The 16,660-nt window shown below is 35.5% G+C and carries 12 protein-coding genes; 4 read left to right on the top strand and 8 right to left on the bottom strand.

From position 1 onward, the window contains the following. Positions 1 to 108 precede the first annotated feature (108 nt). The 6 genes from QP953_RS22490 to QP953_RS22465 all read right to left on the bottom strand — a co-directional run bounded on the left by QP953_RS22490 (position 109) and on the right by QP953_RS22465 (position 10,204). Positions 109 to 1,296, bottom strand: coding sequence for an MFS transporter (locus tag QP953_RS22490; protein WP_309553024.1), 1,188 nt, complete (start codon positions 1,294 to 1,296; stop codon positions 109 to 111). Positions 1,297 to 1,307: 11 nt separating this feature from the next. Further along, positions 1,308 to 2,642, bottom strand: coding sequence for a lysine N(6)-hydroxylase/L-ornithine N(5)-oxygenase family protein (locus QP953_RS22485; RefSeq protein ID WP_309553023.1), 1,335 nt, complete (start codon positions 2,640 to 2,642; stop codon positions 1,308 to 1,310). Between the two features lie 164 nt (positions 2,643 to 2,806). After that, positions 2,807 to 4,309, bottom strand: a complete 1,503-nt coding sequence (locus QP953_RS22480; RefSeq protein WP_309553022.1) for an aspartate aminotransferase family protein — start codon at positions 4,307 to 4,309, stop codon at positions 2,807 to 2,809. 683 nt (positions 4,310 to 4,992) lie between these two features. After that, positions 4,993 to 6,144, bottom strand: a complete 1,152-nt coding sequence (locus QP953_RS22475; protein WP_309553021.1) for a PepSY-associated TM helix domain-containing protein — start codon at positions 6,142 to 6,144, stop codon at positions 4,993 to 4,995. Between the two features lie 392 nt (positions 6,145 to 6,536). Next, a complete protein-coding gene (locus QP953_RS22470; protein WP_309553020.1) occupies positions 6,537 to 7,763 on the bottom strand; it encodes a DUF4374 domain-containing protein in 1,227 nt (408 codons plus the stop codon). An 83-nt stretch (positions 7,764 to 7,846) separates the two neighbouring features. Continuing rightward, positions 7,847 to 10,204 carry a carboxypeptidase regulatory-like domain-containing protein gene (locus QP953_RS22465; RefSeq protein WP_309553019.1) on the bottom strand — a complete coding sequence of 786 codons (2,358 nt, stop codon included), beginning with the start codon at positions 10,202 to 10,204 and terminating at the stop codon, positions 7,847 to 7,849. A 291-nt stretch (positions 10,205 to 10,495) separates the two neighbouring features. Here QP953_RS22465 and QP953_RS22460 point away from each other — a divergent pair, with 291 nt between their 5' ends. The 4 genes from QP953_RS22460 to QP953_RS22445 all read left to right on the top strand — a co-directional run bounded on the left by QP953_RS22460 (position 10,496) and on the right by QP953_RS22445 (position 14,493). Next, entirely contained in the window at positions 10,496 to 11,731 is a 1,236-nt protein-coding gene (locus QP953_RS22460) for an OmpA family protein (RefSeq protein WP_052593998.1), read from the top strand. A 210-nt stretch (positions 11,732 to 11,941) separates the two neighbouring features. Beyond that, positions 11,942 to 12,700 (top strand): RNA pseudouridine synthase, encoded by a 759-nt coding sequence (locus QP953_RS22455; RefSeq protein ID WP_309553018.1) that lies wholly within the window; start codon positions 11,942 to 11,944, stop codon positions 12,698 to 12,700. A gap of 539 nt (positions 12,701 to 13,239) precedes the next feature. After that, complete coding sequence (locus QP953_RS22450; RefSeq protein WP_309553017.1) at positions 13,240 to 13,689, top strand: hypothetical protein; 450 nt, start codon at positions 13,240 to 13,242, stop codon at positions 13,687 to 13,689. Between the two features lie 126 nt (positions 13,690 to 13,815). After that, positions 13,816 to 14,493 carry a DUF998 domain-containing protein gene (locus QP953_RS22445; protein WP_052594004.1) on the top strand — a complete coding sequence of 226 codons (678 nt, stop codon included), beginning with the start codon at positions 13,816 to 13,818 and terminating at the stop codon, positions 14,491 to 14,493. Between the two features lie 72 nt (positions 14,494 to 14,565). On the opposite strand, the gene QP953_RS22440 is transcribed toward QP953_RS22445, so the two are convergent. Then, a complete protein-coding gene (locus tag QP953_RS22440) occupies positions 14,566 to 15,153 on the bottom strand; it encodes a phytanoyl-CoA dioxygenase family protein (protein ID WP_309553016.1) in 588 nt (195 codons plus the stop codon). A gap of 104 nt (positions 15,154 to 15,257) precedes the next feature. Next, positions 15,258 to 16,571 (bottom strand): TolC family protein, encoded by a 1,314-nt coding sequence (locus QP953_RS22435; protein WP_052594008.1) that lies wholly within the window; start codon positions 16,569 to 16,571, stop codon positions 15,258 to 15,260. Positions 16,572 to 16,660: the final 89 nt, after the last annotated feature.

Raw genomic sequence — 16,660 nt, 5'->3', positions numbered from 1 at the left:
ATAATCTTATTGACAATAGTTGGCTTTGTTACTCCCTGCGGTCGTGAGCTCGTTGCGCTCGGTTCGCTGCTACTATTATTGATAGTCGGTTTACTTTGAAATGGTGTGTTATGTTTTAGACACCTTGTTATTGAGTGCAGACTTGACGTTTATTTGTACATAAAAGAGTATATAATACATTAAAAGAATCGCCATAAAACAACCTACAGCAATCAAGAAAGGCATTCTTAATCCTTCTAAGTCAACAATAATTCCGACTGACAAGGAGGCTAATAAAACGCCTAAGTTTTGGAAAAAATGAATCTTGCTATAGTCTAGGGCATAAGCATCTGGATGGCTTTGTTCAAACAAAAGGACATCGAACCGAACCATGCCTTGAAATATTGCCCAGCCATAAATGATTCTACCCAAAATTAAGACAACATCTATTTGAGAGGCTTGTAGCCACAGCCCAACTATTCCTAATAATAAGGCGGATAAAATACCTCTATACAGGTTATTAGGTGCGTGTCTTTGATTGAAAAAAAGACCAATCAGTGCCACAAAACCAGGAATAGCGTACATCGTTCCAGAAACTAGTTTGCTGTCGTATATAGAAATACTTTCCCAATAGGTAGAGAAAAAAGGTCGAATTAAGAAATCACTAAAATACAGGACTAAAGTGAGTAAACCTACCTTTAGAATAAAGCCATTATTACTACGCTTTTCTACTGCTATTGCTGCTGAAGTTAGGACTTGATTGGTCAAAAAACGGTTGCTTTTTAAAAGGTACCAACTCATAGCCATTTGAACAAAATCCCCCAAAGCCATGATTAAAAATATGTACCGAGGATCTAAAAAATCAACTGCTAAACCGCCAATCACAGCTCCTCCAATGCCACCTAGATGAACAATAACAGAGAGCAAACCAATGGTGTGTACCTGTTCTTCTTTTTTGATTATTTTAAGAATAAACGGATAAACCAGTAGATAACTTCCCTTGAATAAAACCATTATTAAAGAAGCCAACCAAAAATTAAAATAAGAACTAGTACTGAAACAATACAAGGCTAAAACCCCTGCAATGGCTTGAGTAATAACTAAAATTTTTAGTTCTGCTATTTTCTTGGCTAGGTATGCCCAGAAAGGGAAGGCAATCATGACCATAAAGCAAATCGCCCCAAAATAATAACCAACTATTTTAGGATCTGTAATGCCAAATCTTAATTCAAAAAATTGAGGATAAAAAGGATGCAGTAGATAGTCACTTACAACAGCAACTAAAGTCATTAAAATTAAAAAAAATCTTAAATCCATAAGGTGTATTTTTAGACTTGATGTTCAAGGTCTTTTAATTGTAATTGGGAAGTGTGGTCTACTTCAAATTGTTGAAAAGCAATTTTTTGTTCGATAGGATAGTAGTCAATTCCTGTCATTTCTTTGATAATGTAAGAATTGCGATAAGCAGCCATTCCCAAATCAGGTGTTACAAAACCATGCGTATGCAATTCAGCATTTTGAACAAAAATGGCATTGTTTTGAGTATCGATGCTATAATTTCTTTGGACATCAAATCGCCCCTTGTCATCCCACTGAATACGCTCGTGAATGCTTTCCAGAAATTTAGGTAACCTATAGGTATAACCTGTCGCCAAAACCAGCCCTTCTGTTTTTAACTCATAATAGGCATCTTGTTGGTGTTGATGAAAGGTAAGCTCTAATTCCGATAGAGCAGTAGGACGAACTTCTTTTAAGGTCGAATGTGTTTGTAACTGTACGTTTATATTAGGTTTTGAAAGGCGTTTGGTATACAGTAAATCATAAATAGCATTGATCAAATCGCCGTTGATTCCTTTGTACAGATGTTTTTGACGTTGAAGAATGGCATCTCTTTTGGCGGCAGGGAGGCGATAGAAATAATCAACATATTCAGGAGAAGTCATTTCTAAAGTCAGCTTGGTATATTCCAAAGGAAAATAACGATCAGAACGAGTAATCCAATTCAATTCATACTCCATATGATCAATATCTTGCAATAAATCGTAAAAGATTTCAGCAGCACTTTGACCACTTCCAACAATCGTAATGCTTTTTTGCTGTTGCAGTTGTTTTTTGTGTGCTAAATAATTAGATGAATGAATAAGCGTTTCCTTGTGCGCAAGACAACACTTGGGTATATGTGGGCTTGTTCCTGTACCCAATACGATTTTTTTTGTTTTATAAACAAGCGTTTTTTGCAATGGCTGATGAAAAACAGAAACCTCATAAAGTTTATTGGAGGCATTGTAATGGATAGAATCTACTCGAGATTGAAAATGAACGTTGGGCAATTGTTGAATAACCCATTGGCAGTACTGGTTGTATTCTTTTCGGAGTAACAGAAAGTTTTCACGAATATAAAAGGCATAGATTCGACCAGCTTGCTTGATATAATTTAAGAAGCTATAAGGGTTGGTAGGATCTGCTAAGGTAACCAAATCTGCAATAAAAGGAATTTGTAATGTTGTTCCTTCAATCATCATTCCTGGATGCCAGTCAAAAGAAGTGGATTGGTCAAAAAATAGTCCCTGTAGTTCTTGTATAGGTTCTGTTAGTGCTGCCAATCCTAGGTTAAAAGGACCAACACCAATACCGATGAAGTCATAAATTTTACTTGTGTTCATTACGATAGTATATTAGTTTAGTACTCCGTTGATTTTTTAGTTTTTTTATAAAAAACATAAAAAAGCATCTTGCATCAGTTTGATTATTAGCCTTTTATCATAAAAAATAATAAAAATGCATCTTACTGATAATCAAACTGATACGATTTTTTAACGGAGTAATATTAGTTGTTAGAATAGAAGATATTTCCTTGTTGAATGATTAACTGAATAATCTTTTTGAGGTCTGAAGGAGTTGTTTTGGGATTTAGTAGCGTGAATTTTAGATAGGTCGTGCCATTAATTTTGGTACTGGCAATAGAGGCCTGTCCAGTGTTAAATAAAGCAGTTTTAATGGCTAAATTGACACTATCAAGAACAGCGTCGTCTTCAATCCCTGCTTTTAGTTTGTATCGAAACACGACCGTACTTAACTCTGGTTTGTGCATGACCTCAAAGCAATCGGCTGCTAACAATAAGTTATAGGCATCTAAGGCGCGTTGGTGTACAATTTCCAAGAAAGAGGCAATGGTTTCAATCCCTGTCATCCGTAGTGTGAACCATAGTTTGAGTGCGTCAAAACGTCTAGTTGTTTGAAGCGACTTGACAACTAAGTTGGGAGCTTCTGCATCTTTGGTTTCTATTGGATTTAGATAATCGGCATAGTAGGATACATACTTAAAATTAGCCTTGTTAGCAGTAATAAAAGCACTAGAGCAAACAGGTTGAAAGAATGTTTTATGGAAATCAATGGTGAGAGAGTCGGCATGCTGGATTGCTTCCAATGTTTTTTGGTGCGTTTGGGTAAAAATAAAACACCCCCCATAAGCACCATCTACATGCAACCATAAGTTATGAGCCTTAGCAATTTTAGAAATGTCAGCGATAGGGTCTATACTACCAAAATCAGTTGTTCCTGCCGTAGCGACTACAGCGATAGGGATATTGCCTTTTGCTTTTTCTGTCTCAATGGCTTGAGATAGGGCTTGTGGATTCATTTTGTATACCGCATCTGTTGGTACTTCAACCACAGCATCGTAACCTAAGCCCAATAAGGCAGCATTTTTTTTGATGCTATAATGTGCTTTTTCAGAACAGAAGATTCGAAATTTATGAACCACTTTAGAAAAGCCATGCTGCTTAATATTTAGACCTAAATATTGATGTGCATAGTGGTCTCGAGCCATCAACAAGCCCATGAAATTTGATTGTGTTCCTCCACTTGTAAAAACTCCGTCGGCAGTTGCAGGCATTTTGAAACTTGTTGCAATCCATTCAATGAGTTCTTGTTCGATTAAGGTGCCAGATGTACTTTGGTCCCATGTTTCAACTGCTGTATTGATTGTTGAAGCCAAGAAATCACCAATGATAGCAGGAATCGTGACAGGACAATTTAGATGTGCCATATAATCTCGATTATGAAAAGAGATGGTATGATCCAAGTAAATGTCTTTGATTTCATCCAATGCGGCTGATAAATTAAGAGGATGCCCCGTCGCCTCTCCAATTTGTTGCATTTTATTTTTTAATTCTTCAATAGAAGCACCACTATAAAACTTTTCTCGTTCAAAAAATCCAATTAAATAATCAATCGTCTTTTCTATGTTATTTTTTAGCGTGTGAACCGATGTCGCATCTAGAATACTGCTAAAATCTGTCTCGTTTTTAGAAAGGTAATTTAGAATCATTGCTTATTTTTATTTAGTCTAAATAAGTTTAATGCCACAAAGCTATGTAATTATATTTTATAATTCAATTTTATTTAGACTTATTCTAAATAATTTTTTCACCTTTTTAGAGTTGAAAAAATAAATATCTGATAATGAGATTTATAGGAAATATACTTTCAATGAAAATATATACAGTTGTGATTGCAACGGCATAAGAATGTTGCAAAGGAGGAGAGGGGGGGGCGCACAAAACTTTCTAATACGGCTAAAAGTTGCACAAAAAAAAAGAGACTTCGGACTTTTCCGACAGCCTCTTTGAGGGGAAAGATATATCTACTGACAGATTACTGTACAGTCACATTCCCCAATATACTTACTGGTATAAGTGTATCTTTTTACTCCATTATCGCAGCTTTTTGCTTTGATCATACAATTATTTCTATTCTTTGAATCCAAAGAAGTATGAATAAAAATAATTGAAGCACAAATTAGTATAATAGATAGCGCTATTCTTAGTATTAATGCTGATTTTGCTTTCATATTAAAGACTTTTTTTGTTAAAAATCCTTTTATGGATTACATATAACGTCACAATCTCCATTATCGCAAGTTTTATTTTTAAATTTTTATCAAAAAATTGATAATCATTAATATACATTTATGTGGTGTAATTAACTGAAAATCAACAAAAAAAACGAGTACTATACTCGTTCGGCAATATCTTTTTTTCTTTTCCACCAAATTAACAAACCAGTTACAGGTAAAATAGAAATAAGAAAGCTAGCGAGAAAGACAATAATTTTACCAAACAATCCTAAAATTGCTCCAACGTGCGTATCATAAGCTATGCGGATGGTTTTATCGGCAAAATCGCTGTCTTTATAAATACCATAAATAGAATTTGGTTTTATTTCTTGTAATGTATGTTGATCGTAAAAACGATAATCAGAGTCGTAATAAACGCCTTGGCTATACGACACCTCTACATAAATTGCGGTAGAATCTGTTTCTGGATAATGCAATTCTAAATTTTGATAATTGGGAATGTCTTTTTTGATTCGGGGAATCAATTGATCCAATGCAATGGTATCGGACGGATTACCATTTGGCGTAGAGATATTATTAGGAATAATAAATTGAGGAGCTTTACTTCCTCCAACGGCTTTAAAAACAATGAAATAAAACCAATTTAAACCTATTATAGAGCCTGTAATACCAATAATCAAAGCAAATAAAGATAGATAAACACCAAGAATCGTATGTATTTGAATAATTTTCTTTTTCAAAGAAGTTCTCTTGGTCCATTTGACTTGTAGGGTTTGTTTGAAATGTCGTTTGTTTTTGGGCCACCAAAGCAGAAGACCCGATACCAACACAATTAAGAATAGAAAGGTACCATAGGAGACCAAGACAGCACCAATAGACTTGGGTAACCACAGCGTTTTGTGCCCTTGCAAAGCAAAAGCTAAAAAACCAGAAAGGCAATCTTCTTTGTGTAAGACAGCACCACTATAAGGATTTAGATAAACCTTATAATAAAACTCAGGTTCTGCTTCATAAAAGATAACTTCAATAGCATCGGTGGCTTTCCCAAAAACACTACCATGAATGGCTTTGTCAGGAAAAATGGTTTGTGCTATTTCTTTGACCTCAGAAGCGGTCAAAAATGGTTTGGATTCTTTGGGAACCGTTTTGTAATCTGCGCCAAAATCTCTTATCTCATCTTGAAAAGAGAGACAAACACCAGTTAGGGCAAGAATAAAAACAATCAAACCAGTTACTAAGCCTAAAAAGAGATGAACTTTTCTAGCTACTTTTTTTATGCGTTGTTTTAGAGGAGGCTTATTTTTCATAAATCTTAATAGGTGATACTCTGTTGCTTATTAGTATTGTATTTGAAAATTTATAAGAATGTACCTTGCTAATAATTAGATTGATACGATTTTTGAAACAGAGTAATAGATAGGCGAAAGTTATTGTTAATAGTAGCCTATGAATGATTATCAGGCTATTGATATTGAGTATTAGAAAATAAATTTGATAGGCAATGTTGAATTGCAATACATTGCAATAGTCCGCTCTTAATGCTTGACTTATTATAATTAACAAGTGTGCTGTGTTTTTAAGCATGAGCGGACTAAAGCAATAACATAAGTGCAAAATCAAGCCAAATAATCGCTTAGAAAAAATCAATTTTTAAAATGCTTTTTCCTAAACAATTACTTAAATTTTGAAATACTTTGCCTTAGTAAAGTTTGTAAAACCCTTTGATTGTTTTTCCTACTATTTTGGCACCTTTGGTTCCTACAGCAGAAGCGATGTCAACTTGATAGACATAAGCATCATTGGCTGTTTCAATGCTTACATAAACTTTTCCTTCTTCTACCAAGATAGGAGAGGTGTATCGTTTGGCATGCAAAGGTACATTGGTAACATCCGTAATCGTTTGATTTGCTAAGTCAATAATGACGAGTTTCTGATTAAAAATATCACGACCATAAGCTGCCCAAGGAGCGGCTGGATTGTCTGACGTCAATATTCTAGCAATAGCTTTATTATTACCTACATAATCAAACCAAAACAATTTACCTCCATTGGTTGCCGCTTCTATATCAAAGAAGTAATTAGGATCAAAATCAGTTTCCCCTGCTTTGATTCTCAAAATACCAGAAGGTTTGGTAGGAGCGACAGAAAACCCAGCCATAATAGCACCACAAGAGAAAGAATAAAGGTCCCCATTATCGGCTTCTATCAAGCCCTCTGTTGCACCATTCGCGCCAATGTGACAAGTTCTAGAATCTGAAATAATTTTGGTAGGGCTTGTTCCTACATTTGGGTAATCATAAACAGCAATTAGAGCTTCGTTGGGTTGTGGTGTGCTAAAGTTGCCTTGTACGTCCAATTTATGAAATGGCACAAATAGATGATTGCCACGAACTTTTAAGGCAGTAGGCCAAGCAACCAAAGAATCAGGAATGGATTCAAATATTTTTGTTCCAACGATTTTCTTGACACCAACAGTATTGACATCAATAAAATAGAGCCTTCTGTTTTGGAAACCAGCTCTAGGAATCTCCATCGCCAACAAGGTCTCTTCATCCGAAGATGCACCAAACATTTCTAAGGCATTATCAAAAATAAACTCTCCTTTTTTCATCAAACTTCCATTTTCGTCTAAGGCATAAGCAGCACATTGATTGTCATCACTATATCCCGATGCAAACAAGGTTTTGCCGACAGGATAATAAAAACGCCAGCCCGTTTGCTCTACACCACTATTGACAGCAGAGAGTTCTCCCTGCATAAGGTCTGTTTTATTCAATAAAAACTCTGTTTCATCTGTACCTGTCGTTTTTAGGGCATATGTAATTCCTGCTTCAACAGGTTGAGGTGTCACTACTTTTTGCTCACAAGCAACAAAACCTAAAGAAATGCTGAGCAATAAGCAGAAAAAACTATTTAAATTAGACATGCTATACATGATATAAGTAATTTGATACTTCGTGTTATAAAATGTTTGAACGAAGTAAGGATGATGGTAAAAAATGAACCTATTTATTTCAGGAAAAAGCATCTTAGTTTGACATAAAATGCAATCCCTGGTTTTTGTATATTAAAATTATCGTATGCTTTGGTATTGGTAAAGTTGTTAAGACTAGCTGCTAAATTATACTTGCCTTTTTTCCACGAGCATTCTAGGTTCAAATCCTGAATGAACTGACTTGGAATAACATTTTTTGTCGTAGCATTGCCAAGTTTTTCCCACGTCAAGTAGAATTGATGGACATAGCGCCCACTCCAAAAAATAGCAAATTGTAGATCTTTTGTTTTTAGGTCGAAGTGGTACCCCAAGCGAATATTGGAAAATAAATATGGAATATTGGGAACCCTACTTTGGTAGTTAACATTGGGCAAACCTTCATCAAAAGGAGATTCGTCCGTAAGGTGCTGATAGGTAGCATTAAGAGACAAGCTAACGGTTTTTTTATAATGAACCGCACCGCCCATTTCTACTCCAATAACACCAACATTGTTGATGTTTTCATAAGAACCAAAAGGACCTAGAGGGACAAAGCGAATGTAGTTTTGAGCATTTCTATAAAAAAAGTTGCACTCATAATGAAACTGAAATAGTGGTATGGTAGGACTCGTATTAAATCCAAAATTTATATTGTGACTTGCTTCTGGAAGCAATGCTGGGTTTGGGCGAATGTAGATGCCATCACCTAATATTTCATAAGTTTCAGGAAGGCGATATGCTTTTTCATACGACAGTTTGAATTGCATTTTTTTAGGGAGTCGGTAAGTTCCTACAATGCCATAGCCCCCCAAAAAGTTGTTGACAGTATTCTCAACATCATTGTTGGTATAATCTTGAGTAATAATATGGGCATTGAACCAATAGCCTTTGCCAAAGACCGTTGCCTCTAGTCGCTTGTTTTTGGTGTTGATGCTATACCCTAAACTCATTAAATTTTTATGCAAAGTACTAGGAGTGGTAAATGATCGCCTTAATGCATCAACTTTATCTTTGCCTTCTCGATACAAGAAATTTTGATGCACTGCCCAGTTGACTTGATGGCGAGGATGTATTTTGTAAGAAAGTTGTAAGCTAGAGTTGATTAGTTTGTCATTCAAAACAAAGAGTGAGCGACGCTCGTTCAACTCTCCTCTAGAAGAACTGGCATCTCTCCACCAATACACACCAGCCCAATTGTATTTTTTTTGACTAGTATCGACAACCGATTCGACAACATTACTCCATTGGGTATACGCTTTTATTTTTATCTTCTTAAACGATTTTTTATACAAAGCTTGTGCAGAAAGCGTTTGGTTTTTAGTATGGTAGTCCCCAAATGTTAGTTTGATATTATTATTGGGATGTTGGTAATTATTTCTATTTAAGGCTCCCATTACAGAGAGTGACAATTCGTCTGCAAACACTTTATCTAATAAACCTATTCTAAATCTGACCATTCCAGAAGTGTACTGATCGTGAAATCGTTGGATACTGATGTTGTTTACTTTATTGCCCAATTCATCATAAACAGGAAGGTCGTCCATCCAGTAGTTGTTATCAGAATGGTTAAAGAAGGCGTTTAGTGTTATGAAATAGCCTTTATTGGGTTGGGAGTATTGTGCATTTAAGGCAATTTGATGGGTATTAAAAGAGCCAAATGAATAGCTAGCATCCAAGAATGTTTTTCCTTTGTAATCGCTGACAATATTGATAGCACCGCCTAGTGCATCTGCGCTTAATTCGATAGGAACAACGCCTTTGTAGACTTCAATACTTTTGACTAAGTTGACAGGATAATTGTTCAAACTTAGAGACGTACCCAAATTTTCCATAGGAATACCATCTACAAAATATCGAATGCGATTGCCCGAAAGCCCGTTGAGAGACAAATTAAAAGCAGAACCAAGCCCACCTACCGAACGAATGTGGATGCCTGCGGTTTTGTTGAGCAACTGATTCAAATCAACCGTAAGGTTTTTGTAAGCTTTGGTCGCAATGACATCAACCGCATAGGCAGAAGATTTTAGCATCTGTTCATCGCTTTGGCCAACAACTTCTAGTTCTTGCAACACATTGGTAGAGCTGGTTAAGGTGACATTGATGGTGTATGTTTTCTTTTCGGTGATTGAGATTGTTCTTTCAAAGCGTTCATACCCCAAATAATGTACGGATAGAGTACAGACTCCCTTGGGAAGGTTGTCAAAATTGTAAGTGCCTATGCTATCGGATAGTGTTGTTAAAAGAAACCCTTCTCCACTTATAGAAATATCAGCAAATGGAAGAACATTATTAGAACCATCTACAACTTTTCCTTTTACATACTGAGCATTGCTAACAAGGGCAATGGAGAACAACAAGAGTAACAGTATATAGCGAGCAGAGAAGTGTTTCATTTAAATTTATTTTTATTTAGTCTAAATAAGATTTAATGCAAAAATATACAAATTTGTCAAAGCACCAAAATATCACCCAATTCTTCATCAATAATATTTTAGGTAGAAGACAAGAAGTATTGATAGTAATAGTTGTATCTTTTGAGGAGGTTTTTATTATATATAGACAGCAATCATCTAGTTTAAATAAAAGCTAACTTGCTGACCAAAAACTTAGAAGCTTCTTGTTTAGTTTTTATTAGTTAGATGTATTAATCACTCGATCAATTTCCATATAACAATCTCAATACGATGAAAAATTATCAGCAATTATTACTAAGTGGCTTACTGTTGCTAATCGGAAATATACTTTGCGCACAAATATCAAACGATACTTTGGATATAAACGGTCATGCAGATTGTACAACTCGTTTGAGCATTGAAACACGAAAAACAATTGGTCCAACAACAAGTCCTAATGGACATGGCGAAGTCTTGGAGTTTAGTAGAAACGATTCAAAGAGTTTGCATTTTATGGAGCGTGAGAATCACACCGTTTGGTATGAATTTGAAACAAAAACAGGAGGGCACTTAACATTTGAAATAGAGCCTTTGGATAGCTTAAATGATTATGATTTTGCTTTATACAAATACACAGATGATAATTTTTGTGCCAATGTTCGGAATAAAACAATTTTGCCAATTCGAACTAATTTTTCTCGGAATAAACCCGCTATAGGAAGTAGGACAGGGCTAGATATGGAAAGCGAGGAAATGTTGGTAACTTCTGGGATTAACGCGGCGTATGCTCAATCTGTTGTTGTAAAACCCAAAGAAAAATATGTACTGTTAGTCAATAATGTTTATGGCAATGGCAAAGGGCATTGGCTGCATTTCGATTACAGTATTAATATGGAGTTGACAGGACAAGTTGTTCAAGTAGATGGAGCGGGGAGCTTGGATGCCAATATTACTTTGACGAATACTAAAACGGGTCTTGTTATTGCCGAAACAACAGCAGACTCTATGACTGGAGCGTATCAACTAATGTTTGATCTGCCCAAAAGCCAGATGAATGACCTATTGCATTTAGAGGTGAGCAAGGAGGGGTACTTCTTTTATGATACACTCATGACGGCGTTTAAAATTAAAACCAAAATGAGAAATATTCAATTAAAAACACCCATTCGAAGATTAAAAAAAGGAACTAAGTTTGTTGTTAGCAATATCTTGTTTTACGGTGGTTCGCCCAAGCCACTGCCGAAGTCTATGCCCACACTCAAGGCATTGTATAAAATGATGCAACGCAATAAAAAGTTGAAAATAAAAATTGAAGGACATACGAATGGTTGTCTAGATGGAGAAGTGTTTTCTCAAGAGTTATCAGATGCTAGAGCAGCTACCGTAGCAACATTTTTAATTGATTATAAAATTAACCCCAAACGTTTGGATTCAGTTGGCTATGGATGTAAAAGAATGTTACACGATATTCATGGTAAATTTGCGTATTTAAATCGACGAGTGGAAATTGAAATTGTGAGTTTTTGATGGAGAGCTTGGTAACGTAAATTTTATAAAATTGTTTTTAATAAACTTTCTAAGGAACAGTACAATAATGCTTAAAAAAGAATATCTTTGCCGATTATTGATACTTTTAGTAGGGTTGAGTACCACTTATTAATTTGTAATGTACTTCTTGACAATAGTTAGCTGCACTGCTACTATCTTGATACTAAAGAAAAAATACGTTTACCAGTTATGTTTCAGAAGCTTAAAGTTATTGAAGAAAGTCCTAGTTTTATTGTTATTAATAAAAGAGCAGGTTTAATTACAGAAAGAAATCCTTTCGAGATAATTACAGTAGAATCCTTAGTAGAAGAGTATCTAACAACAGGCAAACGAACTCCATACAGTTTGGAGCGTAATCAGGTTGCTGCATCAAAGAATCGAAAGAACTTCAAGGCACCAACAAAACCTAAAAATGCTGCTTTTGTCGGCGTTGTACACCGTTTGGATCGGGTTACAAGTGGTACCATGGTATTTGCCAAAAAGAAGAATAGCCTTAAAAAACTCAATGATCAGTTGAGTAGTCGAAAAATAAAAAAAACGTATCTAGCTATCCTTGAGAATGAGCCACCAAACAAGGCAGGAACGTTGCGGCACTATTTGGTCAAAAACCAAAAAGCAAAACGAGCAGATATTTTTAAGGAAAATAAGAAAGGTAGTGTACAGTGTACTTTGTCTTACGAGCTTTTAAAATCAAGTGCTAATGGTCACCTTGTCAAAATAGAATTACAGACAGGTCGTTTTCATCAAATTCGAGCGCAATTTGGCTTTATAGGCTGTCCTATCATAGGAGACGAAAAGTATGGTGCCACCAAAAAACACCTTCCTTTGGCTATTTGTTTGCATGCTTGGCAACTGCAATTTAGAGACCCGATTTCAAATGAAGAGGTGCTTTGTGAAGCAGAGGTGCCTAGAACGCGCTACTGGCAAGATTTTTCTCATATATTGTAAACGGAGTAGTAGTGTAGCTGATTTTTAAACTAGCACCAGTTTTTTCGATTTACTGAATGGTCAGAGAGCTTAGAAATGTTAATCTTTGTGTATAGGGATAGTTAAAGTGTTGAGGAGTTGAGAAGGAGGTATGAAATTTGGTTCTAAAAATTATTAAGAACGCCTTTTCATTCACTCTACATTATATAGATCTGAATAAGTTAATAACCGTATAGCAATAGTTCGTTGAAACCACGCAGTAGCAGCGCAGCTAAACTTTATTAGTTTAGCTGCGCTGCTACTGCGTGGTACTTCGTGAGTGCTGCGCAGTTGATAATTAATAAGTTATGACTTTATCGCATTTTGTGTTAAAATTTTGATTATTAAACTAATATAAATGTGCTTTTTTATCTTTTTGGTGAAAAAGTAAACAGCTAAGCGATAGCGATCTCACGACCGCAGGAAGCTACCACGAAGTAGCACCGCAGGTAATCAACGAACTACTAGTATAAGGTTGAAAACCTTTTTGGCTTTGTATAATGTCCTTAAAAATACACTTCATGCCAAAATTAGTACTACTACTTGCCTTAATTATTTGCACATTTTCCAATTGTCGAAAAGATACCTTTGATCGTATAGAAATGAACATAGAGGGAACTTGGGAATTTACAAGTGCTAGCCAACGTTCTTATCAAGCCTTTGCTGGGCACCAATCTATTTTTTCTCACTACGAAGGGGATTTGATTAGATTTGAGAAAGATAAAACAGCTTACTACACAGAATCTAATGGTGATCAATTAGAAGGAATTTGGGACATTAGATCTGTTGACGGAACAGATGACGATGGAGATAGTGTTACAGAATACATTATTTCGATTGCCTTAGCAGATCAAGCGGGGGGCTTAATTCATTACGTTTGGGAAGTTCAAAATATAAACATCAATCATCATTTGAGAGTTGAAGAATCTACTTCGGATTATGAATATTGCTATGAGTTATCAAAGCGATAAATAAGAATGTTACTAAATTTATTATGTTTTGTGCTACGGTTTTTATTATCAACTGCACAGTACTTATAAAACGAAGTTCATGAGATAAACACCTCATAATGGTGACGTACTATTATTACTAAATACATGACAACAATTTGGCAGAAACGTTGCTATACTTTAGGTGTTTTTGGTGCCTTGCAATTTATTATATTGACTCTTGTAGCAATGCTAGTTTATCCAGGAGGAACGTTGCACGAGCCTTATCTAGAGCATTATTCCTTTTTATATAATTTTTTTAGTGACTTAGGTCGGACAGTTACGTTTAACCATACTTCCAATTGGTTGACGCATTGGATTTTTAAGACAGCGTTGGGGATAGGAGGAACTTGTTTGATGGTCTTTTTTGTGGCTTTGCCCAATTTATTTACCCAACCTACTGCCAAAGTGTTTGGATTGCTGACTATGATTTTTGGTGTTTTGGCAGGCGCAAGCTATATTGGAATTGGGCAAGTTCCTTGGGATATTGACTATTGGGGACATCGTTTGTATGTGCGAGTAGGTTTTTTAGCGTTTTTGGCGATGACCCTTTTTTATACCTTAGCTATTTTAAGAGAGCAAGCATATCCCAATCGTTATGCTGTTGCAATGGCTGTTTTTGCTATCGTTTTAGCGATACAAATAGCTATCATGTTTTATGCTACCAATGCTTGGCATTCTAATGAGGCTTTGTATTTACAGGCAGTTGCCCAAAAAGTGGTGGTATATGCCGAAATCTTGTGTATGTTATATCAAAGTTATGGTGCTTTAAAATTAGTTAAGTAAGTGGTCAGAAAAAATAATAACAAAAAATAAGATCGTTTGACTTGCTATTTTTTTGAACGATTACTTAAGTAGCTATTGGGGGGAATTAAAAGTAGATTTCTGAAAAAAGCATTGGAAAACACGCCTTTGAGCAGTTTGTTGCATTCTATCTGAACCATGATAGAGTAGGGGACTAAATAAAATAACATCCCTTGCGTTTGCATCTAAAAAGACAACCTCTTCTTTAGAAAAAGGACTGTTTTTTCCTTTTAAGTGACTTTGAGGAATTACTTTTAAGGCACCCGTTTGACGATCATTGAAATCTAAGTTGATTCGCACCCAAAAGCCTTGATTTAACCACAATTCTTTTTGAGAATGATCCAATTGTAAATAAGCAGGAAGATTAATGTCTTGGTGAAATTGTAAGGGCCAATTTTCTTGCTTAGACTTGGATAGATAAAAGCAATAATCTGTCATAAAACAAGGCAATCCTTTGTGCTTTAAACTGGTTTCGATTTGCTTAAAAATAGGTTTTATACTAGTAGAATGGCAAAAGACATTTTTTCGGATATTTGGTGAAGCCCCCTCCAATGCTATGCTGCACGATTGTAGTGTTTGTAGAGTAGCCTCAGAAATAAAGAGGGGCAGCAGTTGATAGCCGTTTTTTTCTAAGAAAAGCATTGTTTTTTAGATTGGTGAAGTGTAAGAATAAACCATTTTAAAACTATGAACGAACTGATGATGAATGTTTATAGTTTTAAAATGGTTTTACTAGAAATTCCTCTTTATTTGGCAATAGTACCTGCTAAGCGACGCAATTCCCATTCTGATAATTTGGCATTGTATTTTGCTGTAATGACTTGTTTTTGAGCTTGTATATAATTGAGCTCGGCACGTTGATAATCTAAGAGACTCGCTTGCCCTAAATTGTAGGCTTTAGTAATACGATCAAAACTTTGCTTACTAATGACTACATTGCTCTCTTCCAGAGGGATTAAGGCCATATTGTTTTCATGGTTCGAATAAGCATCTTTAACGCTTTGCTCAATATCATATTGAACCAATTCTAGATTGAGTTCTTGATTTTTAATATTTAGGCGATTTTGAATCTTAGCACGTTTGACCGCACCTGCACCATAAATGGTATAGGTCAATCCTAAATTGACGCTAGGACCAAAGGCATCGCTTGTTTTTACAATACCAACGTCATTCCTAGAACCATTATAACCATACGTAATCGTTGTATTTAGTTTAGGAAACAATTCCGTTTTAGTTATTTGGTAATCAAGGTTTGCTTTTTCAATATTTTGCTGAGCTGAAATCACCATTAAGTTATTTTTTAAGGCAGCTTCTTTGACCGTTTCATAGTTTAAGGACAAGTCTAGTTCTGTATCTACTTGAACAATAGCGTCATCAGCAACTTCCTCTGTTCCTAGAGCTTTATTTAACTGTCGGACAGCTTGGCGCATATTTAATTTAAGACGTAGCAATTGCGTGCTATCGCTGTTATAAGAGGTCAATAAATTCAAGCGTTCTACTTCAGAACCCTGACCATATTTTCGTTGTGTTTCAATGCGCTTGAGTTGAATTTTTGTTAGCTCTAATTTTTCAGTAGCAATTCTATAATCTTCTTGCAACAAAGCTAAGTTGTAGTAGGCTTGAATGACGTTATAAATAGTCGTTTCAATCTGCTGTTGATATTGCGTATTGCTCAACTGAACATCTACCTTTGACTTTTTTAATTGATAAACAGGTTTTAGACCATCAAAAATAGTATAGCGCAAATTTAGATTTGCATTAAAGTTGTGAGAAGCTGCTGCGGGTTCATTTTGATCAGGAATATTACCAGAAAAGGTCGTCTTGCTATTATTATTAGAATAAGTATAGCCCCCCGAAAAATCAATGGTAGGCAAAAAACCAGCGGCGCCAATAGTGGCATTAGTGGCAGCTACTTCTATATTATTTTTAGCAATTTTAATATTAAAATTATTTTCTATAGCCGTTTGAACGACATCGTCCAATTGAATAGGCTGTTGTTGAGCTAGCATTAATATAGGGCTACTCCATAAGAACGCCATAATGATGCTTTTAAATTTCATGTTATATCTTTTTAGTTAATACTCCGTTGATTATTATTCGCTACGCTCATGAGAGCGCAAGGCTAGTTCCCTGCGGTCATGAGATCGCA

It is taken from the genome of Aureispira sp. CCB-E, from assembly GCF_031326345.1.
Taxonomy (GTDB): Bacteria; Bacteroidota; Bacteroidia; order Chitinophagales; family Saprospiraceae; genus Aureispira.
Note: the sequence above shows the minus strand (reverse complement) of the source record. Positions and strands in the feature narration are given on the sequence as shown.